This is a genomic window from Streptomyces sp. YIM S03343 (assembly GCF_054729195.1).
Genome location: NZ_JBPUKX010000001.1, coordinates 2,594,462 through 2,617,210 on the forward strand (window position 1 = coordinate 2,594,462; position 22,749 = coordinate 2,617,210).

Here is a 22,749-nt window from a genome sequence, read left to right on the forward strand (position 1 = left end):
CCAGCGGATCCACTCAGAAGACGGCAGCCCGGGACGAAGGGGCCCGGGCTGCCGTGAACAACCGGTGACTACGTGATTTTGACGGGGTTGACGACGTCCGCCACCAGGACGAGCAAGGTGAAGCAGACGAAGATCCCGGCCACCACATAGGCCACCGGCATCAGCTTCGCCACGTCGAACGGGCCCGGGTCGGGGCGGCGCAGGACGCGGGCGAGGTTGCGCCGCAGGGACTCCCAGAGGGCGCCGGCGATATGGCCGCCGTCCAGGGGGAGCAGGGGGAGCATGTTGAAGAGGAACAGGGACAGGTTGAAGCCCGCGACCAGCATCACGAACATCGCGAGCTGCTGGCTGGCCGGGACATTGAGGGTGACGATCTCACCGCCGACGCGGGCCGCGCCGACCACGCCCACCGGGGAGTCGGCCTGGCGGGGGGCGCCGTTGAACGCGGCGTCCCACAGGGCGGGGATCTTGCCGGGCAGGGCGGCGATCGAGTCGACGGCCTCACCGACCCGGTCGCTCATCCAGGTCACCGACTCGCCGAAGTCCTGCCGTACGACACCGGTGGCGGCGCTGAAGCCGAGGAAGCCGGCGGTGACGTAGTGGCCCTGGACGATCTGGCCGCTGGAGTCCTTCTGCTGGACCTTGTTGGTGGCGATCTTCGCGTGCAGGGTGAGCTGCTCGCCCTTGCGCTCGACGACGATCGGCACCTGCTTGCCGGGGGTGGCGCGGATGAGGTCCGAGAGCTTGTTCCAGTTGTCGGTCTTCACCCCGTCGAAGGAGACGATCTTGTCGCCCGCCTTGAGGCCCGCGGCGGCGGCCGGGGAGGGCTTGTCGGTGGACTTGCAGGTGTTCCGGTTCTCGCTCTGGGCGATGACGCACTGGGAGACCGAGCTGACGCTGGTGGTCTGCTGGGCGATGCCGAAGCCCATCAGGACCGTCAGGAACAGCGCCACGGCCATGACCAGGTTCATGAAGGGGCCCGCGAACATCACGATGACCCGCTTCCACGGGGCGCGTGTGTAGAACAGGCGGGTCTCGTCGCCCGGCTCCAGTTCCTCGAAGGAGGCCGAGCGGGCGTCCTCGATCATGCCGCGCCACGGTGAGGTGGAGCGGGCGGCGATCCGGCCGTCGTCGCCGGGCGGGAACATGCCGATCATGCGGATGTAGCCACCCATGGGGACGGCCTTGAAGCCGTACTCCGTCTCGCCCTTCTTGCGCGACCACACGGTCGGGCCGAAGCCGACCATGTACTGCGGCACACGGATGCCGAAGAGCTTGGCCGTCGACAGGTGGCCGAGCTCGTGCCACGCGATCGAGATCAGCAAGCCGAAGGCGAAGACGAGTATGCCGAGGATCATCATCAAAGCTGTCATGCACGCGCCTCCGCGGTCGCCGAAGTCGTCTGCGCCGTCACTTCACGGGCCCGGGCCCGCGCCCAGGTCTCCGCATCGAGGACGTCCGCGACGGTGAGGGAAGTTCCCGCACTGGGCCGTCCGTGTTCCTCCACCACCCGGGTCACCGTCTCGATGATGCCGTTGAACGGCAGCGCACCTGTACGGAACGCCTCCACGCACTCCTCGTTGGCGGCGTTGAACACGGCGGGCGCGGTGCCGCCGAGCTCGCCCACCTGCCGGGCGAGGCCGACCGCGGGGAACGCCTCGTTGTCGAGCGGGTAGAACTCCCAGGTCGACGCCTTGGTCCAGTCGAAGGCGGGCGCCGCGTCCGGGACGCGTTCGGGCCAGCCGAGACCGATGGCGATCGGCCCGCGCATGTCGGGGGGCGTCGCCTGGGCGAGCGTGGATCCGTCCGTGAACTCAACCATCGAGTGGACATACGACTGCGGATGCACGACCACCTCAATCCGGCTGAAGGGAATGTCGTACAGCAGATGCGCCTCGATCACCTCCAGGCCCTTGTTGACGAGGGTCGCGGAGTTGATGGTGATCACCGGCCCCATGGCCCAGGTGGGATGGGCCAGGGCCTCCTCGACGGTGACATGGGCGAGCTGCTCCCTGGTCCGGCCGCGGAACGGGCCGCCGGAGGCGGTCACGACCAGCTTGCGGACGTCCGCGCGGGTGCCCGCCGCCAGCGCCTGGAAGAGGGCGGCGTGCTCGGAGTCGACCGGGATGATCTGGCCGGGCTTGGCGAGCGCCTTGACCAGTGGGCCGCCCACGATGAGCGACTCCTTGTTGGCGAGCGCGAGGGTGCGGCCCGCCTCCAGGGCGGCGAGGGTGGGGGCGAGGCCGATGGAGCCGGTGATGCCGTTGAGGACGGTGTGGCAGGCGGAGGCGGCGGTCTCGGTGGCCGCCTCGGGCCCGGCGAGGATCTCCGGGAACGGCTCCCCCGCGCCGTAGTGCGCGGCGAGCGCCTCGCGCAGCGCCGGTACGGCGTCCTCGCGGGCGACCGCGACGGTCCGCACCCGTAGCCGGTGCGCCTGCTCGGCGAGGAGGCCGACCCGGCCGCCGGCGGCGGAGAGCGCGGTGACCCGGAAGCGGTCCGGGTTGCGCAGCACGAGATCGATGGCCTGGGTGCCGATGGACCCGGTCGAGCCGAGGATCACCACGTCCTTGGGACCGTCTCCCGCGACGGGGTCGTAGACGAGGTGCGGATCGGCAAGGGGGGCTGGACTGTCGCTCATCCCCCCATTCTTGCCGCAAACGAGGGGCGCGGGGACAGCGCGTCGCCCGGGCGGGCGCCTTATCAGGTCTTGGCCGCGAATGGAGCGAAATCACCCTTGTGAAGGCATAGTGAAGATCATGTGATAACACTTTGTCGTGATCGGTGGACGACCGGTCACCGGACGACTTCCAGGGGGGAATCTCCATGCGCATACGCGCTGCCCTGCCCGCGCTCGCGGGCGCCGTGGCTCTCACCGGCACCTTCCTCAGCACTCCGGCCGAGGCCGCCGGGGGCGTGAGCATCTACCACGTCTGGTTCGACAGCCCCGGCTCGGACACCGGCTCCAACACCAGCCTGAACGGCGAGTGGGTGCAGATCAGAAACACCGGCGGGTCGGCGATCTCGCTGAAGGGCTGGGTCCTGAAGGACGCGCAGAACCACAGGTACGTCTTCCGCGACGTCAAGATCGGCGCCGGGAAGTACATGAAGGTGCACACGGGCAAGGGCTCGGACACCGCGTCGAACAAGTACCAGAACCGCGGCGCGTACGTCTGGAACAACACCAGCGACACGGCCACGCTGACCAAGGCGAGCGGCTCCAAGGTCGACTCCTGCTCCTGGACGACGCGGGATCCGAGCGACAAGTACTGCTGAGTTCACCCGGCGTGCCGGTGCACGTTATCCGTCGTCGAGGGCCCGGGGGTCGCGTCCGCGATCCACGGGCCCTCGCCCGACAGATCGACGATGCCCTGCTCCAGCCAGGTGTAGGCGCCGTCCATCACGCCCGCCGCCACCCTGCGGTCGGAGTCGTCGGTGTTGGTCCACAGCCGGTCGAAGAGTTCCCCGACGCGCACCCGGGCCTGGCGGCAGAAGGCGTCGGCCAGGCGGTACGCCTCGGCGCCGTTCTCGCCCTGGCGGCGCAGCAGTTCGGCGCGTACGCAGGCCGCGCTCATCGCGAAGAGTTCGGCGCCGATGTCGACGATCCGGCCCAGGAAGACCTGCTTGGTCTCCAGCCGGCCCTGCCAGCGGGACATGCCGTAGAAGGTGGCACGGGCCAGCTTGCGGGAGTGCCGCTCGATGTAGCGGAGGTGGGTGGACAGATCGGCGGCGTGCCGGAACTCGCCGTAGGCCCGCGGGACCTGGCCCTGTCCCGCGACCAGTTTCGGCAGCCACTTGGCGTAGAACACCCCGGCGCCCGCGCCCGCCCGCGCCTTGTCGGAGAGGGATTTGGCGGGGTCGATGAGGTCACCGGCGACCGAGAGGTGCGCGTCGACGGCCTCGCGGGCGATCAGCAGGTGCATGATCTCGGTCGAGCCCTCGAAGATGCGGTTGATGCGCAGGTCGCGCAGTACCTGTTCGGCCGGTACGGCACGTTCGCCGCGCGCCTCCAGCGACTCGGCCGTCTCGAAACCGCGCCCGCCGCGGATCTGGACCAGCTCGTCGGCCATCAGCCAGCCCATCTCGGAGGCGTACAGCTTGGCGAGGGCGCCCTCGATGCGGATGTCGTTGCGGTCCTCGTCGGCCATCTGCGAGGCCAGGTCGGTGACGGCCTCCAGGGCGAAGGTGGTGGCCGCGATGAAGGAGATCTTCGCGCCGACCGCCTCGTGCCGCGCGATCGGCTTGCCCCACTGCTCGCGGGCCGCCGACCATTCGCGGGCGACCTTCAGACACCACTTGCCCGCGGCGACGCAGGACGCGGGCAGCGACAGGCGCCCGGTGTTCAGCGTGGTCAGCGCGATCTTGAGGCCCGCGCCCTCGGGGCCGATGCGGTGGGCGGCGGGGACCCGCACCTGGTGGAAGCGGGTGACGCCGTTCTCGATGCCGCGCAGCCCCATGAAGGCGTTGCGGTGCTCGACGGTGACACCAGGTGTGGTGGTCTCCACGACGAACGCGGTGATGCCGCCCTTGTGCCCCTCGCTCGCGGGCACCCGGGCCATCACCACCAGCAGGTCGGCGACCACGCCGTTGGTGGTCCACAGCTTCACGCCGTCGAGGACGTAGTCGTCGCCGTCCGGGACGGCGGTGGTGGCGAGGCGGGCGGGATCGGAGCCAACGTCGGGCTCGGTGAGCAGGAAGGCGCTGATGTCGGTGCTGGCGCAGCGCGGCAGGAAGGTGTCCTTCTGCTCCTGGGTGCCGAACATCTTCAGCGGCTGGGGCACGCCGATGGACTGGTGCGCGGAGAGCAGGACGCCGATGGCGGGGCTGGCGGAGCCGACCAGGGCGAGGGCCTTGTTGTAGTACACCTGGGTGAGGCCGAGACCGCCGTACTTGGGGTCGATCTTCATACCGAGCGCGCCGAGGTCCTTGAGGCCGGCGATCACCTCGTCGGGGATACGGGCCTCGCGCTCGATACGGGCGGGGTCGACCTTGGTCTCGACGAATTCGCGCAGCCGGGCCAGGAACTCCTCCCCGCGGCGCACCGCCTCGTCGGAGGGCAGCGGGTGGGGGTGGACGAGGTCGAGGCGGAAGCGGCCGAGGAACAGTTCCTTGGCGAAGCTGGGCTTGCGCCAGTCCTGTTCCCGGGCGGCCTCCGCCACCTGGCGGGCCTCGCGTTCGGTGACGGTGGGGCGTTGCGAAGACGGGGTGCTGGGGGCGGACATAAGGCTCACCTCGACGCGGACAGGGATGAAGGGGGACTGTTCCTTGTCGATCATCACCGGTCGGTGTCGATCATCACTGATCGGTACCGACCGGTGCTACTGGATCGTTCGTACCTGAAACGGGCCGTCCCCACCAGTCCTCGCGCGTCCGTCCGGGCTATATCGCGTGCGACGGCTCGGGGCGGCTCAGCCGATGTCGACCGAGTACGACGTGGTGTCCAGGCGTCCCGAGCCCTTGAAGACCTCGATACCGGACTCGATGCCGGAGATGTACTTGTCGTTGCTCAGCAGCTTGCGGCGGACCAGGGCCTGGGTGAAGTCGTCCAGGTTCAGCGATGCCTTGGTGGTGTCGGTGCGGCGGACGAAGGAGTAGACCTTCCAGCCGATGTCGCCCTGGTAGATGTCCCACATGGCGCCGTCCAGGCTGACGCTGCCGTACTTGGTGCCCAGCGGGCCCGCGCCGCCCTTGCGGTTCAGCCAGATCATGATCTCGTCGGTGGGCTTGTCCTGCCAGTCCGCGTCGTTCTTGGCGTGCAGCCACAGGTCGTACGCCACATCGACGGTGCCGGGGTTCGAGCTGAGGCCGAACGCCCAGCTGGTGCGCACCGGCTTGCGGTCACCGACCCTGAGCGGCAGTCCGGTGGCGGCCTTGGAGGTCTTCCAGCCCCAGTGCCAGCCGAGGACGGTGCTGCCGTACGACTTCACATCGGCGTCGGTGCCCTTGCTGTTGTTGGCCCAGCTGTAGCTCGTGCCCCAGGAGACGGTGGAGCCGGAACCGGTGGCGCCCCAGACGCACTGGCTGCCCGTGCCCTTGTCCTGGCCCCAGAGGTTGTTGTTCACGTAGTACTTGCCGAGCGTGACGGTGTCGAAGGCGGTGCATTTCTTGCTCGCCTCGCCGCTCGACGCACTGCTCGTCTGGCCGGCCTGCGCCGCGGTGACGCCCGCGGCGGCGGCCAGGGCGACGGTGCAGGCGAGAAGGGCCTTCGCCTTCTTCGACAGGCGCGGTCTGCGGTGTTGCATCGGGGGTCCTTCCGGGGGACGGTTCGGGTACGACCGTTCGGTTCGTCCCGGACCGTTCGCTTCGTGTACGACCGTTCAGTGGTCGCCGCCGGCCGGAAGGTTGCCGCCGCCTTCCGGGGACTCTGCCGCGCGACATCGGACCAGAAGGGTGTCCATAGGGTGTCGAAGCGCTTCGACACCCTATGGACACCCACTCCTACTGGGGCTACTGTCAAACCACCCTCACTCACCGTCATCCGCACCGCGCACTGTCGAAGCGCTTCACATCACTGGGAGAGCTGGATGGTCACCCTCGCCGAGGTCGCCCAGCACGCCGGAGTCTCGGCGAGCACGGTGAGCTATGTCCTCAGCGGCAAGCGGTCCATCTCCACCACCACCCGGCACCGGGTCGAGGAGAGCATCCGGGTGCTGGGCTACCACCCGAACGCGGGCGCCCGCGCCCTGGCGAGCAACCGGTCGAACATCATCGCGCTGATGATCCCGCTGCGCACGGACATGTATGTGCCGGTGATGATGGAGATCGCCATCGCGGTCGCCACCACGGCCCGCGCCCACGGCTACGACGTCCTGCTGCTCACCGGCGAGGAGGGCCCGGACGCCGTGCGCCGTGTCACCGGCAGCGGACTGGCAGACGCGATGATCCTGATGGACGTCCAACTGGACGACGAGCGGCTGCCGTTGCTGCGCAGCACCGACCAGCCCTCGGTGCTGATCGGACTGCCCGCCGACACCTCCGGGCTGACCTGTGTCGATCTGGACTGGCGGGCGACGGGCGCGCTGTGCGTGGAGCGTCTGGCGATGCTGGGGCACCGCGACATCGCCGTCATCGGCGAGGCCCCGGCGGTCTACGAGCGGCACACCGGGTTCGCCGAGCGCACCCTCGACGGACTGCGCTCCCGCGCGGGCGAGCTGGGCATCCGGCTGCTGCACCGGCCGTGCGAGGGCGGGTACGACGCGATGACCGTCACGCTCGCCCGGATCTTCGACGAGCGGCCCGGCACCTCGGGGTTCGTGGTGCAGAACGAGTCGGCGGTGGAGCCGCTGCTCGCGCTGCTGCGCCAGCAGGGCCGGGCAGTGCCGGAGGACGTGTCGGTGATCGCGATCTGCCCGGACCAGGTCGCCGCGCAGGCGTCGGTACGGCTGACCTCGGTCGCCATCCCCGCACAGGAGATGGGGCGGCACGCCGTGGCGCAGCTGGTGGCCAAGCTGGAGGGCCGCGCCGCCGACGACGTGGTGCTGCTCGCCCCGGAGCTGACGGCCCGGTCCAGCACGGGCCCGGCCCCCGCCGGGGCCTCCTGACACCCCACGGCCGGTCCCGGGGGAGCGGGACCGGCCGCTGGTGCCGTGGCAGGCAACGTTTGCCCGTCAAGGAGCGGCGTCCGGTGCGTGCTCTCGGCGTGCCGGCCGGAAGTCCTCGTACTGGACGTACTTGGGCTTTCGGCCGGTGCGGCGAGAGTGCGTGCCGGGCGTCGCGACGGGGCGAACGTTGCCTGTCGCGGCACTAGATCGGTGCGGGTGTCAGATCAACTGCTGCTGACGGACAGGCTGTTGGTGGCGAAGTCGAGGCCGCCGGACGAACTGGTGATCTCGAAGCCGAACTGCACGTCCCCGATGGTCACATTGCCGAACCAGCCCTTGGTGTCCTTGATCCACTTGAGGATCGGAAGGATGCTCACGCTGCCGGACGACGAGTTCGAGGAGCGGACGAACGAGAAGACGTCGTTCGAGTTGTTGTTGCCCTTGTAGACGGTCCAGGTGGAACCGCCGAGGGTCACGGTGCCCTGCGAGGTGCCCAGCGGGCCCACGGCTCCGGTCTTGTTGACCCAGAGCATGACCTCGTAGGCGTAGGAGGTGTCCCAGATGTCGTACGACGTGTTGTACGAGCCGGACGACGGCACGGTCACGTTGTAGCTGCTGTTCAGCGAACCGAGCGAGGTGATCGATTTGTTGATCACCTTCTTGGCGTTGGGGTACGACTTGATGCCGCTGGTGTTGGGGTGGTTGGCCCAGACGCCCCAGTTGGTGCCGGAGTTGGCCCAGATGCACTGGCTTCCGGCGCCGGAGCCCCAGATGTTGTTGTAGAGGGTGTAGCCGTTGAGGGAGGTGTTGCCGTACTGCTCGCAGGAGTTCCAGACGGCGGCCGAGGCGGGGGCGGAGGCGAGGCCGACGGTGACCCCGAGGGCCAGTGCGGGCGCTGTCAGGGCCTTGGTGATACGGCTGAGCGTGAGTGGTGCCATGGTGTCCCTTCCATGGGTGGGGGGATTGCGGGGGTCACCACGTCCCCAGGGTGAGGACGTGGTCTTCTCCGGCGACGAGATCGAGCGGCTGCGCACCGGAGGAAGTCCGGAGTTCGACGCGGTGGGTACGGCGGGGGTGGAGGACGGCGCGCAGGGCGCCGGGAGCCCAGCGGAGATCGAGGTCGGCGCCGAACCGGGTGCGGATGCCGCGCAGTTCGCCCCTCCGGTATGCCTCGGGGAGCGCGGGCAGCAGGATCAGACGGTCCGGGGTGGACTGGACGAGCATCTCGATCAGCACGGCGGGCAGGGTGTGCGCGGCGTCGGCGTTGTAGACGTCGCGGTGGGGGTAGTGGGCGCTCATCAGGGAGTTGTGGAAGAAGTCCCCTTCCAGCACGGCGGCAAGGGCCTGAGCGACCCGTCCGGGGTCTCTGAGGCGGGCGGCGATCAGGGCGTGGTGGAGGAACCCGTGCGCCGAGTCGTTCTCGGCACCGCGCAGTTCGAGGGCGCGGTGTGCGGCCGCGGCGAGGCCGGGGGTGTCGTAGGGGTTGATCTCGTCGAGGGGCCAGACGCCGTAGAGGTGGCTGAGGTGGCGGTGGTCGTAGGTGTCCTCCAGTCCGGGCCAGGCCCATTCGGCGAGGGCGCCGTCGGCGTTGATCCGGTGCGGCGGGAGCCGGTCGGCGAGGGCGCGCAGCCGGTCGGCGGCGGGGCCCGGGTGGTAGTCCGCGGCCGTGTGGAGGGCGTGGCGGGCGGCGGACAGGTCCATCGCCGCGTTGAGGACGCCCCAACTGGCGTTCGCAGGGCGGTTCTCGGGCGAGTAGGAGGGGACGACGACCAGCCGGCCGTCGGCGTCGGTGCGGGTGAGGAAGTCCTCGTAGAACTCGGCGACCTCGGCGAGCGCGGCGGCGGTGCGCGGGTCGCGGGTGCCGGTGGTCTCGTCGTGGTCGACGAGGGGCTTCAGCAGCCAGTCGGCGCCCGCGGTCCACAGGTGGTGCGGGTACTCACGGTCGAAGTGGTACGAGTACCCCGACTCGCCGTCGGTGTGGGTGGGCGCGACGACACCCCGGGCGCCGAGGACGGCCCGGGCGTTCTCGCGCCAGTGCGGCAACTGGCTGTCGACCAGCTGCGCGTGGGCCTCGGTGACCTCGGGGAGGGCGGCTGCCGCGGCGGAGGCCGTCTGGAGATTGAGGTTGGCGTTGGTGGTGAAGGCTCCGGACCAGGCGGTGTCCCAGTCGCCGGTCCACAGGCCGGTGAGGCGGGGCGGGAACAGGCCGCTGGCGGAAAGGAGATGGTAGCGGCCGGCCGCGAAGAGGCGTTCCAGGAGCGCCGGGCTGCCGGGGCGCCTTAGCAACTCACTGCCGGGTAGAGCCCGTTCGGCGGGCTCGGCGTCGAGGTCGAGAGTGACGCGCTGGTAGGCGGTGCGGTGCTCGGCGAGGTGGCGGGCGAGGAGGTCGTCGTAGGTACGGCCGTCGAGGATGTCGCGCAGGGCGCGGCTCTCCTCGGCGTTGTCGAGTTCGCCGGTGTGGCGCCGGACCCGGGTGAGGATCAGGACGGCCCGGGCGCCCTCGATGTGCGCGCCGGGCGGGACGTACGCGACGGGCCCGAGCCCGGTGGTGCCGCCGGTCACCGCGATCAGGGTGACACCGGTGTAGGCGCGGTCGCTGCCGGGGTAGTGGGCGCGCAGGGTGAGCAGGGCGCCCTCTGCGGTGCGCACGGCGCTGTGGCCCACGCCGAGTGCGGCGGGCACGCCCGGGAGTTCATGGTCGAGGGAGACGGTGAGGTTGAGGGTGGGCGAGGTGACGGCGGGCGCGGTGAGGTCGGGTGCGGTGAGGTACTGGACGATCACGTCGTCGGCGCGCGAGACGAAGACGCGGCTGAGCAGTCCGTCGCAGGCTGTGGTCACCTCGCCGGTGGTGAAGTCGACGCTGCGGCGGTGGTGCGGGGCGGGGCCGGGCGGCCGACGCAGCCGGATGTGGAAGGCGGGGTGGAAGGGCTGCACCCACTGCAGCGGCCGTCCGTCGGTGAACTCCTCGGCCGCCGTCAGATCTCCGGCGAGCAACCGGTCCTGGAGCGCGGGCAGTTGCTCGGCGAGCTGCGGCGGGCGGCCGCGTTCGGCGCCGTTGGGGCGGACCAGGGTGTGATGGGTGACGACGACCCGGTCGTCGTTCGGATCGCCGAACACAAGAGCGCCGTGGCGGCCGTTGCCGGTGAGGAAGGCGTCCTCCCAGCGGAGGGCGGGACCGGGTTCCCAGGTGCCGTGCACGGGGTGGCGCGGCCGGGGTCCGTCGGGCGGGTTCGTCATGGCTTCAGGACCTTCACGTCGTAGCGGCCTAGCACGGCCCGGTCCGTGACCTCGATGCCGGTGAGCAGGTCGCGGTGGGTGCCGGGGACGGGGACGGTGACCGGCTCGCGGCCGTGGTTGAGCAGGAACAGCAGTTCGCCGCGGCGGACGGCCTCGACGCCGGCGGGCAGTCCGTCGAGCACGGGCCGGACGCCTGCCTCGTCGGCAATGCGGGCCAGCAGATCGCGCAGGGCGTCCGGCTCGGGGAGCGTGGAGAGGTACCAGGCGCGGTCGCGGCGCAGTACGGCGGGCATTCCGTCGAGTTCGCCGCCCTTGTAGGGGACGGCCTGCGCCGCGCCGGGCACGGCCTCGATCTCCTCGGACCAGAGCGTGCCCCGGAAGCCGTCGCAGTCGACGGTCTCCCCCGGCGGCAGCGGCCACCACTCGTGCAGGGTGCGGATGCCGAACAGCTCGCGCAGCCGGGCGTCCATGCCGCCGGGCCGGACCCGGTCGTCCTGGTCGGCGATGCCGGTGAGGAAGCCACACACCAGGGTGCCGCCGCCGCGGACATAGCCGAGGAGGTTGTCGATGGCGCTGTCGGTGAGGACATGGAGCTGGGGGGCGAGAACGAGCCGGTAGCGGGCGAGGTCGTGCCCGGGGTGGGCGAAGTCGGTGGTGAGGTTGGCCTCCCACAGCGCGCGGTGCCAGGCGGTGAGGACGGTCGCGTGATCGACCTCGCTGGAGGGCCGGCCGTCCTGCGCGGCGGCCCACCAGGCGTCCCAGTCGTGCAGGACCGCCACCTCGGCGGTCACCTGGCTATTGCTCACCTCCGGTCCGAGCGCGTGGAGTTCGGCGCCGATGCGCTTGACCTCCTGGAAGGTACGGCCCTCCTCCCCCGCGTGCGACAGCATCCCGGAGTGGAACTTCTCGGCGCCCTGCCGGGACTGGCGCCACTGGAAGTAGCAGAGGGCGTCGGCGCCGCGCGCCACGGCCTGCAGCGACCAGAGCCGGTTGAGGCCCTGCGGCTTGGGGTGGTTGACACCGCGCCAGTTGACCGCGCCCGCCGCCTGTTCCATGAGCATCCAGGGCCCTCGCGCCTGCGATCGGGTGAGGTCCTGGACCAGGGCTCCCTGCTGGGCGCCGAGCGGGTCGCGCGGATCGGGGTAGAGGTCGACGGAGACGACGTCCTCCTCCCGGGCCCAGCGCCAGCCGTCCTGGCCGATCCACAGCGGCATGAAGTTGGTGGTGACCGGGATGTGCGGGGTGTGCCGGGCGACGATGTCGCGTTCGGCGGTGTAGCACTCCAGCAGCATGTCGGAGGTGAAGCGGCGGAAGTCCATGATCTGGGCGGGGTTGTTCAGGTAGTGGGCGTGCCGGGGCGGCAGCACTCCGTCCCAGCTGTCGTAGCCCTGGCCCCAGAAGGCCGTCCCCCAGGCGGAGTTGAGGGCGTCGAGGCTGGCGTACCGCTTGCGTAGCCAGCGCCGGAACGCGGCGGCCGACTCGTCCCCGTAGTCGGCGGTGCAGTACTCGTTGTTGATGTGCCACATCGTGAGGGCGGGGTGGTCCGCGTACCGGGCGGCCAGGTCCTCGGTGATGGCGGCGGCGTACCGGCGGTAGGTGGCGCTGGAGTGCGAGAAGTGCTGCCGCCCGCCCCACCACTCCCTGCGCCCGTCGGCATCACGGGGCAGGGTGTCGGGGTGGAGGCGGCCCATCCAGGGGGGCGGGGAGGAGGTGGGGGTGGCCAGCACGACCCCGATGCCGTTGTCGTGCATCAGGTCCATGAGGGTGTCCAGCCAGCCGAAGTTCCGCTCCCCCGGCTGGGGTTCGAGCTTCGCCCAGGAGAAGACGCCGAGCGTGACCGAGGTGACCCGGGCATCCCTCATCAGCCGGATGTCCTCGTACCAGGTCTGCTCCGGCCACTGCTCGGGGTTGTAGTCGCCGCCGAACAGGATGCGGCCGCGGGTGGCGTCGCTCAGGCGTGGCATCACACGGGCTCCCCGTACTGGACACCGCGGCCGTTGGTGGCGAGGTAGACGCGGCCGTACACACGTGGGTCCCCGGTGATGATCTCGCCGGTCCAGCCCCACTGATGCCGGTCGTCGTTGATGCGCACCCAGGTCTTGGCGCCGTCGTCGGAGCGGTGGACGGCGGTGACGGCCTCGGTGGCGCCGACCTGGTAGACCGCGGGGTAGTCGGCGCCTTCGGCTGCCTTGCCGAAGCCGAGGGTGTAGGAGGCCCAGCAGCTGTCGATCTTCGAGAAGGTGGCACCGCCGTCGGTGGAGCGGTAGAGGCCGTTCCACTTGGCGCTGAGCCAGAGGTCGCCGGACCGGCCCGGGGCCGCGACCAGCTTGAACTGGCTGTCGCCGGAGGGGAGACCGGTCGCACGGGCGGTGAAGGTCCGGCCACTGTCAGTGCTGGCGAATATGGTTCCTTTGTCCGTGTCGTACGTGTAGAAGAACGTCGGGTCGGCCGGGTCGGCGACCGGCGTGGCGCCCTTCGGGAAGGAGGAGACCTCGGACCAGGTCGAACCGTTGTCCGTGGAGCGGTGAGCCGCGTACTTCGTGCCGTCCCAGTGCACGAAGGTCCACAGCAGGACGCTGCCGTCGGCGTTGGTGGCGATCGGCCCCGGTGCGTTCTTGGCGATGTCGGGCTGGGCCGCGAAGGGCGCCCAGGTCCGGCCCCCGTCGCCGGAATAGGCACCGTTGCCGTGGTCGCCCCAGCCGCTGCGGACGACGTACGACGGCTTGGCTGCGGCCTGGGCGAGTCCCGTCGCCGACCCGAAGACGGGGTTCGTCGCCATGCCCCGCGACGGAGACGCCGTGAGCCGCTCGTGGTACATGACGCCGATGTCCCGCGACCCGCTGAGCAGGTGCGCCTCCCCGACCGGGGGCGAGATCAGCTGCACCACGGACGTCTCCTCCAGGCCGCGGATCTGCGGGGCCCAGTGGGTGAGGTCCCGGGTGCCGTAGAGGGTGGCGCCGGTGCCGTAGAGGAGGTGCCGGGAGTCGTACGGGTCGATGGCGACGGCCTGGATCCACCAGCCGAACTTGGGTTGGTCATTGCCCCACTTGAGGAAGGGAGTCTCGGACACGTCGAAGACGGCGGAGTCCTTCAGCGACGTCCAGGTGCGGCCGGCGTCGGTGGAGCGGTACAGGGTGTCGACCGCCGCCCAGCGGTTGTTGGTGGAGACGACGACGGTGCCGGGACGGCGGGCGTCGACGGCGACACCGCCGTAGCCGAAGGTGTCGGCGGAGCCGTCGCTGGTGGTGCCACCCGGTGCCACAGGCGTCACATCGGTCCACGTGCCGGTGGCGGTGGCCAGTTTGTGCACGCTGCCGTCGGACTGGCCGTTGGGGCCCGCGGCGTTGGCGTACGTCACATACAGCTCGCGGGTGAGGCAGGCATGGGCGGCGCGGATCGGGACCTTGGCGGAGGTGCCGGTGGGCTGTCCCGGGACGGCTTCCCAGGTGGTGCCGTCGGCGGTGCGGAAGAGGTTGGGGCTGCCCGCGGTGCCGTCGGAATCGCCCCAGCCGGCGTAGACCGTGCGGCCGGCGGCGACGAGGAAGGTGACGCCCTGGCCGCTCGCGCCGGCCGTGGCCGGGAAACCGGCCACGGCTGCCCAGGTGGCGCCGCGGTCGGTGGACTTGAGCAGACCGTCGTGCCGCGTGCCCAGCCAGAGGGTGTCGCTGTCGCGCGGATCGACGAGCAGGCGTTCGCCCGCGCCCCGGCCGTCCTCGTTGGCGCCGAGTTTCACGGTGAGGTCGGTGCGCGTCCACGTGGCGCCGCGGTCGTCCGAGCGCAGGACGGCGCCGTTGCCCGCCCAGGACTGGGCGTAGGTGCCGAGGGCGAGGTAGATGCGGTTCGGGTGCGCGGGGTCGACGGCCATCGCCTCGACGCCGAGGAGGTTCCAGTCGTCCCAGCCGAGGTGGTCGAGGAGCGGGGTCCAGCGGGCGGTGCGGTCGTCCCAGCGGTAGGCGCCGCCGATGTCCGTCCTGGCGTAGGCCAGGCCTCGGGCGGCGGGGTGGAAGAGGATGCCGGTGACGAAGCCCGTGCCCCCGATGACGGCATTGCGCCAGCGGTAGGCGGGGCCGGCGTCAGGGGTTTCGGCGTCAGAGGTTTCCTCCGCTGCGTGTGCGGGGCCGTTCAGTGCCGGGACGACGGTGAGGGCCGCTGCGACGGCGGTACCGGCGAGGACGGTGCGTCGGGAGACGTGGGGCGCGTACATGGCGAACCTCGTTCGGGGGGTTGTCAACTGCTCGCTGGAGAACGTGCATCAGGGCGGTTTAGCTCGATCGTGTGATGGTTGGTTCCGGGGCTTGCGGTGGCCTGCGCCGTTCTGGCTACGGTGATCGTGCGATCTGGGACGCCGGATGCGGCGCCAGCGTGCGGGGCCCCCGCTCCACCGGAGTGATGGTTCGGGGCCTCCCCGTCGCCTCTGGCCGTACCCATATGGCCAGGTCGTGAGGGAACCGGCCTCCCGGGATCGGACCACGGACAGGATCCGTGTCGCTGCCCCGGGATCGAGTACGCCGGGGACCAGTACGCCCAAGACCGTTCGGGGCGCGCGGCTGAGCAGGCTTACTCCTGCTCAGTCCACAGGAACGGTAAGTGGTCCGGGTTTCCGGGCGCTGTGCGTGGGAGCTGACCGGGGAGAACGGGACGCGCAGCCCGGCGTGACTGGTTGCCTCCCCCAGCCCTTTGGGCAGGGGGGCTCCCAGCGCCCGGATCAGGACCGATACACCTGCCGCGCGCTGTCCCGCTCAGGGCGTCACCCCTTCACCGCACCCGTCAACATGCCCTTCTTGAAGTGCTTCTGGACGAACGGCGAGAGCACGGCCACCGGCAGCAACGCCATCACCATGACCGCCATCTGCACCGCCAGGCCGGACAACTCACCGGTCTTGATCGCCTGCCCCAGCCCCACCGGCGCCTCCTGCTTCTGGACGAGCTGGATCATGACGTTCTGCAGCGGCATCATGTCCTGGTCGTTGAGGTACAGGGACGCGTTGAACCAGGCGCTCCAGTAGCCCACCGCGTAGAACAGGGTGATCACGGCGAGCACGGCCCGCGACAGCGGCATGACGATCTGCCACAGGATGCGGAAGTCACCCGCGCCGTCGATGCGGGCGCTGTCGATGAGTTCGGGCGATATGCCCATGAAGAACCCGCGCAGCACAAGGATGTTGAAGACGCTGACGGCGCTCGGCAGGATCAGCGCGAGATAGGTGTCGGTCAGTCCGAGGGACTGCACCAGCAGATAGGTCGGGATCAGGCCCGCGCTGAAGAACATGGTGGCGAGCAGGATCATCAGGAACCAGCGGTGCCCGAGCGACCCGGTGCGGGAGAGGCCGTAGGCGCACAGGACGGACACCGTCATCGAGAACAGCGTGCCGACAAGGGTGATCAGGACGCTGATGACGGTGGCGCGGGTGACCTGGCCGCCGCTGAGCAGTTCGCGGTAGGCGATGATGGTGATGCCCTTGGGGATCATCACCAGACCGCCGGCCTCGTCGATGGTCTTGCGGGAGGACAGGCTGGTCACGACCACGATCCACAGCGGGAAGAGGATCACGAAGCAGGCGAGGACGAGCACCAGGCCCTTGCTCGCGATCCCAGCCTTGCTGGGCGTCTCCTCCCACACCGGCCGGGGCGGGGCGGACCAGGGGCGGCGCGGTCGCTCGGTACGGCGCGCGGGTTCACGCACGGGCTGTCGGGTCACGGCGGTCACTTCTTGTACACCCCCTGCTCGCCCATCAGATGGGCCACCTTGTTCGCGGCGAGGACCAGGCACAGGCCGACCACGCCCTTGACGAGTCCGGCCGCCGCGGCATAGCCGAAGTCCTGGTTGCGGACACCGGTCCACCACACGAAGGTGTCGAGGACCTCCGCCGCGCCGGGTCCGACAGCGTCACGCTGGAGCAGGATCTGCTCGAAGCCGACGGTCAGGGCGTCACCGACGCGCAGCACCAGCAGCAGGGCGACCACCGGGCGCAGCGCGGGCAGCGTGACATGCCACATCCGGCGCCAGCGGCCCGCGCCGTCCATCGCGGCGGCCTCGTAGAGGTCGGGGCTGACGGAGGCGAGGGCGGCGAGGAAGACGATGATCCCCCAGCCGGAGTCCTTCCACACTGTCTGCGCCGTGACGAGGAACTTGAAGGTGTCCGGGTCGGTCATGACGCTCAGCCCGTCGAAGCCGTGCTGGCGCAGCAGTTGGGAGAGCAGTCCCGCGCCGCCGAACAGCTGCTGGAAGACGGCGATGACGAGCACCCAGGAGAAGAAGTGCGGCAGGTACAGGACGGCCTGTGCCACGGCCCGCACCCGGGGCCTGACCACGCTGTTGATGAGCAGCGCGAGCAGGATCGGGATGGGGAAGTACAGCACCAGCTGGAGGAAGAAGAGCACGAGGGTGTTCTGCACGGCGTGCCAGAACGCGGTGTCCTCGAAGATCCGCTGGAAGTTGTCGAGCCCCACCCAGGGGCTGTGCAGCATCGCGACGATTCCGTTGTCGCTGACGTAGGGGTCGTAGTCCTCGAAGGCGACGATGTTGCCGAGGATCGGCACATAGTTGAAGAGCAGGACGAGGAGGACGGCCGGCAGCGTCATCAGGAGCAGGACGCGGTCGCGTCTGAACCTGAGGCGCAGACTCAGCTTCCCGGCGGAGCGCCCCCTGGCGCTGGTGCGGGTGGTACCGGTGGCGCCGCCGGACGCCACCGGGGTCTCACCCGTCGTGTCGGCCTCGGTGGTGCTCCGAGGCACCGTGCTGTGTGACACGGCCGTTCTCCTTGCCCTCGCCTGTGTCTGGTCAGCCCGCTGCCGTGCCGTTGTCGTCGAGCAGCTTCTTGTACCAGTCGCGCAGTTGGTCGCCGCCCTTGCTCTTCCAGTCGGAGACGGCCTGCTGCATGTCGCTGATCTTCTTGCGACCGCGAGTGATGTCGTCCTCCAACTGCTCGAAGTCGTTGGAGAGGTTGGTCCAGCGGGACGGCTCGGTGATCATCTGGCCGTAGAAGGTGGACTTCTTGGTGAAGGCGCCCATCCGCTGCTGCCACTCGACCTGGGCCTTGGCGACCTCGGGGAAGTCGGGGTGGGCGATGGTGGCGGCGGGGCTCGCGACCATGACGTAGGCGTTGATCACCTCGTTGTTGCCCTTGGTGGTCTTGGTGGGCACGCCATTCTTGACGGTGTAGTGGGTGCCCTGGACGCCGTAGTTGGTGAGCATGTACTCCGTGGTGCCGTACGGCGCGGCAGTGACGTTGGCGACGGCCAGCGCGTCACGGATGACGGACTCGGACGCCTTCTTGTTGATGAAGGCGAAGATGCCGGCCGGCTGTTCGGCCCACAGGGTCGGGTCGCCGCCGTCGTGCCCGAAGATGTCCATGCCCCAGATCTTGTAGTCCGGGTTCTGGGTGGCCTGCTCGGCGGTACGGCTCCACCACTGGCTGATGTTGTTGGCGTAGATCAGGAACTCGCCCGACGCGAACTTGGGGCCGGGGTCGGTGGCGGCGCTCTTGCCGAGCTTGGCGTCGGGGTGAACGACGCCGGCGGCGAAGAGTTTACGGGTCCACTCCAGCGCTTCGAGGTACTCGTCCGTCTCGATGCGGTTGACGAGCTTTCCGTCGACGAGGTTCCAGCCGAGCGGCTTCTCGCTGCCGGACAGTACGCCGAAGGCCTGGAAGGCGGTCCACTTCATGTCCAGGCAGGCCCAGCGCTTGGCCTTGGCGTTGGTGATCTCCTTGGCGAGGGCCATGAACTCGTCGGCCGACCGGGGGACTTCGTAGCCCTTCTTCTCGAAGATGTCCCTGCGGTAGAGGGGCGTGATGCCGGTGACGTACGGGGAAGGCTGCGGCAGGCCGCGCAGCTTGCCGCCGAAGATGCAGCGCCGCCAGGCGTCGGTGGGGATGGCGGCGAGATTCGGGTAGTCCTTGATCTTGTCGCCGGAGAGGTAGGGGCCGAGGTCGGCGAACTTGCCGATGATGGCGCTGGGTATCTTGCCGCCCAGGTTCCAGCTGGGGACGACCACCATGTCCGGTACGTCGCTGGAGGCGAGGACGGCACCGAGCTTCTGGTCGTAGGTGTTGCCGTCCTGGTTCTTCCACTGCACGTCGACGCCGATCGCGGCGTTCATGGCCTTGTAGTAGTCACAGTCGTTCTTCGGCGGGGAGCCCCAGAACGGCGACATGATGCTGACCTCGCCGCCCTTGCCGAGCTTCTTCGGGACCGACGACTTGAGGGTGGCAAGGTCGAGCTTGCTGGTGAAGCCGATCGCGGAACCGTTCTTGGCGGGGATGTCCGGCGTCACCACGTTGCTGGCCACGTACGTCGGCAGCAGCTTGTTGGTGCCCTTGCCCGAGGACGAGCCCCCGCTGGAGCCGTTGTCCGAACTGCCGCAGGCGGACAGCAGCGGCATCCCTCCCGCCACCACGGCGGTGGCGACCGCCGTGGAGGCGAGGAAGCTTCTCCGGCTGGGTGAGGAGGAGGCGGGGGCGGCATTCGGCGTCATTGCGTCAACCCTTCATGGCGCACCAGGACACCCGGCGGAGGGCCGTCGGCTGCGGTGTCTCGTAGTGGAACTGGCTGAGCTTGTTGGGGAACTGGCTGGACTCGTTGCGGAACGCGCTGGACTCGTTGCGGAACGGGCTGGACTCGTTGCGGAACTGGCTGAGCTGAGGCGTCCGGCGGTCCCGGGTGATCGGAGGACTGCGCGTCCGGGTGCGGCAGGTCCCACGGTCGAAGGATCGTCGAAGCGCTTCGATGTTGCTGTGAGATTAAGTGAAGGGCAGGAGGTGCACAAGGGCAGCAACCAAGAAATGCTCGGAGGTCTCAGCGGACCTCCCACCCCGCAAACGGCTTGAAATATCGGGCGTGGCCCCTTTTGTTGCAACACGGTCTCTTGACATCCGACCTGTGGTCCGCCCAGCATCGAAGCGCTTCGAAAGCAGCACGTCGCTCCATCACAAGGGGAACCCCAGGTGAACCCATCCACGCCGCCCGCGCCGCCCTTCCGTGATCCTCACCTCCCGTTCGCGAAGCGCGTCGACGATCTGCTGGCCAGGCTGACGCCCGCGGAGAAGGTGTCGTTCCTGCACCAGTTCACGCCCGCCGTCGAGCGCCTCGGCATCGCCGCCTTCCGCACCGGCCAGGAGGCCCTGCACGGGGTCGCCTGGATGGGCCCGGCGACCGTGTTCCCGCAGGCCGTCGGTCTCGGCGCGACCTGGAACCCGGAGCTGGTCCGCCGGGTCGGGGAGGCGGTGTCCAACGAGGTCCGCGCGATGCGCGCCCGCGACAGCCGGGTCGGCCTCAACGTCTGGTCCCCCACCGTGAACCTGCTGCGCCACCCCCTGTGGGGACGCAACGAGGAGGGTTACTCGGAGGACCCGAGGCTCACCTCGGCCATCGCCACGGCCTACACCCGCGGTCTGCGCGGCGGCCATCCGACCTATTGGCGTACGGCGCCGGTCCTCAAGCACTGGCTGGCCCACAACAACGAGACCGGCCGCGACGTCACCTCGTCCTCGGTCCGTCCGCGGGTGCTGCACGAGTACGACCTGCGCGCCTTCCGCGACACCGTCGCCGCAGGCGCCGTCGCCGGGGTGATGCCGGCCTACAACCTGGTCAACGGCCGCCCCAACCACGTCTCCCCGTATCTGCGCGAGCAGCTGCGCACCTGGACCGACGAGGACCTGCTGGTGTGCTCCGACGCGGGCGCCCCCTCCAATCTGGTCCAGTCCGAGCACTACTTCGACACCCACGAGGAGGCCACCGCGGCGGCCGTCCTTGCCGGTGTCGACAGCTTCACCGACCACGACTCCGACAGCTCGAAGATCGTCGCGCGGGTGCAGGGGGCCCTGGACGCGGGGCTGCTGACCGAGGCGAACGTGGACGCGGCGGTACGGCGGCAGCTCTCGGTGCGTTTCCGGCTCGGCGAGTTCGACCCGGAGCAGGATCCGCACGCCGTTGGCGCCTCTGACTCCGCTGACGCCGTTGACGCCGTTGACGCCGTTGACGCCGTTGACGCCGATGACACCGATGACACGGACTTCGACACCCCGGAGCACCGGGCCCTGGCACAGGAGGCGGCCGAGCAGGCGATCGTGCTGCTCCAGAACGACGGCACACTGCCGCTGGCCCCGGACGCGCGGATCGCCGTCGTCGGGCTGCTCGCCGACGAGTGCAAGCTGGACTGGTACAGCGGCACCCTCATCCACCGGTCCACTCCGCTGGAGGGGCTGTACGAGCGGTTCGGCGCCGAGCACGTCGAGTTCGCGGAGGGCGTGGACCGTATCCGGCTCAGGACGGCTTCCGGCGCCTTCCTGAGGGTGCCGGAGGCGAAGGACGCGGCCGACAGGGTGCGCGGCGCCGAGGGCGCGCTGAACCCGGCCGATCTCACCGGGCGCACCGATCTGCCGCCGCTGACCACCGACGCCCACGGCACCGAGCTGGCGCTGATCGACTGGGGCGAGGACGTGCTCACCCTCCGTGCCCCCGACGGCCGTTACCTCTCCGTCGCCGACGACGGCTATGTGCGCGCCTCGGCCGACCAGCCCGGCGGCTGGGTCGTCCAGGAGACCTTCCGCCTGGAACCCCACGGCAGCGGCCACCTCCTGAGGCATCTGGGAACGGGTCACCATGTCTCGGTCGCCGCCGACGGCGTGAAGGTTGCCGCCGACGGCGGCCCCGACGTCCCGGAGGTCTTCGAGACGGTCGTCGTCGAGCGCGGTGAGGACGCGGTGCGCCGCGCGGCCGACGGCGCCGACGTGGTGCTCGTCGTCGCGGGCAACGACCCGCACATCAACGGCCGCGAGACCGAGGACCGTACGACCCTGCGGCTACCCGGGCAGCAGGAGCGGCTGCTGCGCGCCGCCCGCGCCGCCAACCCAGCGACCGTGCTGGTGCTGGTGTCCGCGTACCCGTACGCGATCGATGCGGCCGACACGGCGGGGCTGCCCGCCGTGCTGTGGACCGCGCACGGCGGCCAGGCGGCGGGCACCGCGCTGGCCCGGGTGCTCGCCGGTGACGTCTCCCCCGCCGGCCGCCTCCCGCAGACCTGGTACGCCTCCGACGCCGATCTGCCGGACCTGCTGGACTACGACATCATCGGCAGCCGCCAGACCTATCTGTACTTCGAGGGCTCGCCCCTGTTCCCCTTCGGCCACGGTCTGTCGTACGCGTCCTTCGGCTACGCCGACCTGGAGGTGCGGAGCGGTGCCGACGGGGCTCAGGTGTCGTTCACAGTCACCAACACCGGTGATCTGACCGCCGACGAGGTCGCCCAGCTCTACGTCCGCGCCGTGGAACCGTCGGTGCCGCGCCCGCGCCGCCAACTGCTCGCGCACCGGCGCGTCACGCTGGCGCCGGGCGAACGGGCCGAGGTGTCCTTCGACGTGCCGTGGTCCGAGCTGGAGTTCTGGGACGTGGCCCGGGGCGGACTGCGGCTCGAACCCGGCCCGTACGAACTGCTGGTCGGCGCGTCCAGTGAGGACGTCCGCCTCCGTACGACCCTCACGGCGCCCGGCGAGCCCGGCGCACCGCGCCCGGTCGTCGAACGGGGCCTGAAAGCCGCCGACTTCGACGAGCAGTCCGGCGTCGCGATCGTCGACCGGGCGAAGGTGTCCGGGGACGCGGTGACGGCGGCCGACGGCAGCGGGGGCGAACTCCTCTACCGCTGCTGCGACTTCGGCGACGGCGTCACGGGGGTGAGCGCGGAGGTGTCGGGCGAGGGCACCCTGGAGCTGGTGCTGGACGGCGGCTCGGCCGGGGCGCCGATACGCACGGCCGTGCTCACCCTGGACACGCCCACCTCGGGCCCGTACGCATACACGACGCTCACCGCGGACCTCCCCGCGTCCGGTGTGCACGACGTACGCCTGCGGCTGCGCGGCCCGTTGCGGCTCGCGCACGTCGGCTTCTCCGGTTGAGGGTCCGGAAGAGGCCGGCGAACCAAGGAAGGGGCCCGGTGCGGGAGTTGGTCCTCCCGCACCGGGCCCCTTCGGGGTCTCTC

At 70.1% G+C, this 22,749-nt stretch carries 14 protein-coding genes; 3 read left to right on the plus strand and 11 right to left on the minus strand.

Annotation, left to right across the window (positions count from 1 at the left end; genetic code table 11):
- Nucleotides 1-68: 68 nt before the first annotated feature.
- Nucleotides 69-1,361, minus strand: coding sequence for a M50 family metallopeptidase (locus ACSYGN_RS10975; RefSeq protein WP_460403375.1), 1,293 nt, complete (start codon nucleotides 1,359-1,361; stop codon nucleotides 69-71).
- Nucleotides 1,362-1,369: 8 nt separating this feature from the next.
- On the minus strand, nucleotides 1,370-2,638 hold the full coding sequence (gene dxr / locus ACSYGN_RS10980) for a 1-deoxy-D-xylulose-5-phosphate reductoisomerase (RefSeq protein ID WP_460394353.1): 1,269 nt from the start codon (nucleotides 2,636-2,638) through the stop codon (nucleotides 1,370-1,372).
- A 185-nt stretch (nucleotides 2,639-2,823) separates the two neighbouring features.
- Here dxr and ACSYGN_RS10985 point away from each other — a divergent pair, with 185 nt between their 5' ends.
- Nucleotides 2,824-3,273, plus strand: coding sequence for a lamin tail domain-containing protein (locus tag ACSYGN_RS10985; protein WP_460394355.1), 450 nt, complete (start codon nucleotides 2,824-2,826; stop codon nucleotides 3,271-3,273).
- A 2-nt stretch (nucleotides 3,274-3,275) separates the two neighbouring features.
- Here the strand turns inward: ACSYGN_RS10985 and ACSYGN_RS10990 are convergent, their stop codons facing one another.
- Together ACSYGN_RS10990 and ACSYGN_RS10995 are read right to left on the minus strand one after the other, a co-directional pair.
- Nucleotides 3,276-5,219, minus strand: a complete 1,944-nt coding sequence (locus tag ACSYGN_RS10990; RefSeq protein ID WP_460403377.1) for an acyl-CoA dehydrogenase family protein — start codon at nucleotides 5,217-5,219, stop codon at nucleotides 3,276-3,278.
- A gap of 186 nt (nucleotides 5,220-5,405) precedes the next feature.
- Complete coding sequence (locus ACSYGN_RS10995; protein ID WP_460394357.1) at nucleotides 5,406-6,239, minus strand: GH12 family glycosyl hydrolase domain-containing protein; 834 nt, start codon at nucleotides 6,237-6,239, stop codon at nucleotides 5,406-5,408.
- 282 nt (nucleotides 6,240-6,521) lie between these two features.
- On the opposite strand from ACSYGN_RS10995, the gene ACSYGN_RS11000 reads away from it, so the two are divergent.
- Nucleotides 6,522-7,538, plus strand: coding sequence for a LacI family DNA-binding transcriptional regulator (locus ACSYGN_RS11000; RefSeq protein WP_460394359.1), 1,017 nt, complete (start codon nucleotides 6,522-6,524; stop codon nucleotides 7,536-7,538).
- 224 nt (nucleotides 7,539-7,762) lie between these two features.
- On the opposite strand, the gene ACSYGN_RS11005 is transcribed toward ACSYGN_RS11000, so the two are convergent.
- From ACSYGN_RS11005 to ACSYGN_RS11035, 7 genes are all read right to left on the minus strand, one after another.
- Entirely contained in the window at nucleotides 7,763-8,476 is a 714-nt protein-coding gene (locus tag ACSYGN_RS11005) for a glycoside hydrolase family 12 protein (RefSeq protein WP_460394361.1), read from the minus strand.
- Between the two features lie 34 nt (nucleotides 8,477-8,510).
- Nucleotides 8,511-10,775, minus strand: coding sequence for a glycosyl hydrolase family 95 catalytic domain-containing protein (locus ACSYGN_RS11010; protein WP_460394363.1), 2,265 nt, complete (start codon nucleotides 10,773-10,775; stop codon nucleotides 8,511-8,513).
- The gene (locus ACSYGN_RS11015) at nucleotides 10,772-12,739 is read right to left on the minus strand and encodes a beta-galactosidase (protein ID WP_460394365.1); all 1,968 of its coding nucleotides are present in this window, start codon (nucleotides 12,737-12,739) and stop codon (nucleotides 10,772-10,774) included. Before ACSYGN_RS11015 ends, ACSYGN_RS11010 begins: the two co-directional genes overlap by 4 nt.
- A complete protein-coding gene (locus ACSYGN_RS11020) occupies nucleotides 12,739-14,979 on the minus strand; it encodes a 1,4-beta-glucanase (RefSeq protein WP_460394367.1) in 2,241 nt (746 codons plus the stop codon). Before ACSYGN_RS11020 ends, ACSYGN_RS11015 begins: the two co-directional genes overlap by 1 nt.
- Before the next feature lie 543 nt (nucleotides 14,980-15,522).
- Nucleotides 15,523-16,482: a carbohydrate ABC transporter permease gene (locus ACSYGN_RS11025; protein WP_460394369.1), complete on the minus strand. Its 960-nt coding sequence runs from the start codon at nucleotides 16,480-16,482 to the stop codon at nucleotides 15,523-15,525.
- On the minus strand, nucleotides 16,479-17,525 hold the full coding sequence (locus tag ACSYGN_RS11030) for an ABC transporter permease (RefSeq protein ID WP_460394371.1): 1,047 nt from the start codon (nucleotides 17,523-17,525) through the stop codon (nucleotides 16,479-16,481). The genes ACSYGN_RS11025 and ACSYGN_RS11030 overlap by 4 nt, the downstream gene beginning before the upstream one ends.
- 31 nt (nucleotides 17,526-17,556) lie before the next feature.
- Complete coding sequence (locus tag ACSYGN_RS11035; RefSeq protein WP_460394373.1) at nucleotides 17,557-19,251, minus strand: extracellular solute-binding protein; 1,695 nt, start codon at nucleotides 19,249-19,251, stop codon at nucleotides 17,557-17,559.
- A 469-nt stretch (nucleotides 19,252-19,720) separates the two neighbouring features.
- Between ACSYGN_RS11035 and ACSYGN_RS11040 the strand changes: the two genes are divergently transcribed.
- Nucleotides 19,721-22,666 carry a glycoside hydrolase family 3 C-terminal domain-containing protein gene (locus ACSYGN_RS11040; RefSeq protein ID WP_460394375.1) on the plus strand — a complete coding sequence of 982 codons (2,946 nt, stop codon included), beginning with the start codon at nucleotides 19,721-19,723 and terminating at the stop codon, nucleotides 22,664-22,666.
- Nucleotides 22,667-22,749: the final 83 nt, after the last annotated feature.

Bases quoted from the DNA above. Each gene is read 5' to 3' on its own strand.
- ACSYGN_RS11015 (WP_460394365.1), bottom strand. From the start codon at position 12,739: ATGCCACGCCTGAGCGACGCCACCCGCGGCCGCATCCTGTTCGGCGGC.
- ACSYGN_RS11010 (WP_460394363.1), bottom strand. From the start codon at position 10,775: ATGACGAACCCGCCCGACGGACCCCGGCCGCGCCACCCCGTGCACGGC.
- ACSYGN_RS11035 (WP_460394373.1), bottom strand. From the start codon at position 19,251: ATGACGCCGAATGCCGCCCCCGCCTCCTCCTCACCCAGCCGGAGAAGC.
- ACSYGN_RS11005 (WP_460394361.1), bottom strand. From the start codon at position 8,476: ATGGCACCACTCACGCTCAGCCGTATCACCAAGGCCCTGACAGCGCCC.
- ACSYGN_RS10995 (WP_460394357.1), bottom strand. From the start codon at position 6,239: ATGCAACACCGCAGACCGCGCCTGTCGAAGAAGGCGAAGGCCCTTCTC.
- ACSYGN_RS10975 (WP_460403375.1), bottom strand. From the start codon at position 1,361: ATGATGATCCTCGGCATACTCGTCTTCGCCTTCGGCTTGCTGATCTCG.
- ACSYGN_RS10985 (WP_460394355.1), top strand. From the start codon at position 2,824: ATGCGCATACGCGCTGCCCTGCCCGCGCTCGCGGGCGCCGTGGCTCTC.
- ACSYGN_RS10990 (WP_460403377.1), bottom strand. From the start codon at position 5,219: ATGTCCGCCCCCAGCACCCCGTCTTCGCAACGCCCCACCGTCACCGAA.
- ACSYGN_RS11020 (WP_460394367.1), bottom strand. From the start codon at position 14,979: ATGTACGCGCCCCACGTCTCCCGACGCACCGTCCTCGCCGGTACCGCC.
- ACSYGN_RS11000 (WP_460394359.1), top strand. From the start codon at position 6,522: ATGGTCACCCTCGCCGAGGTCGCCCAGCACGCCGGAGTCTCGGCGAGC.
- dxr (WP_460394353.1), bottom strand. From the start codon at position 2,638: ATGAGCGACAGTCCAGCCCCCCTTGCCGATCCGCACCTCGTCTACGAC.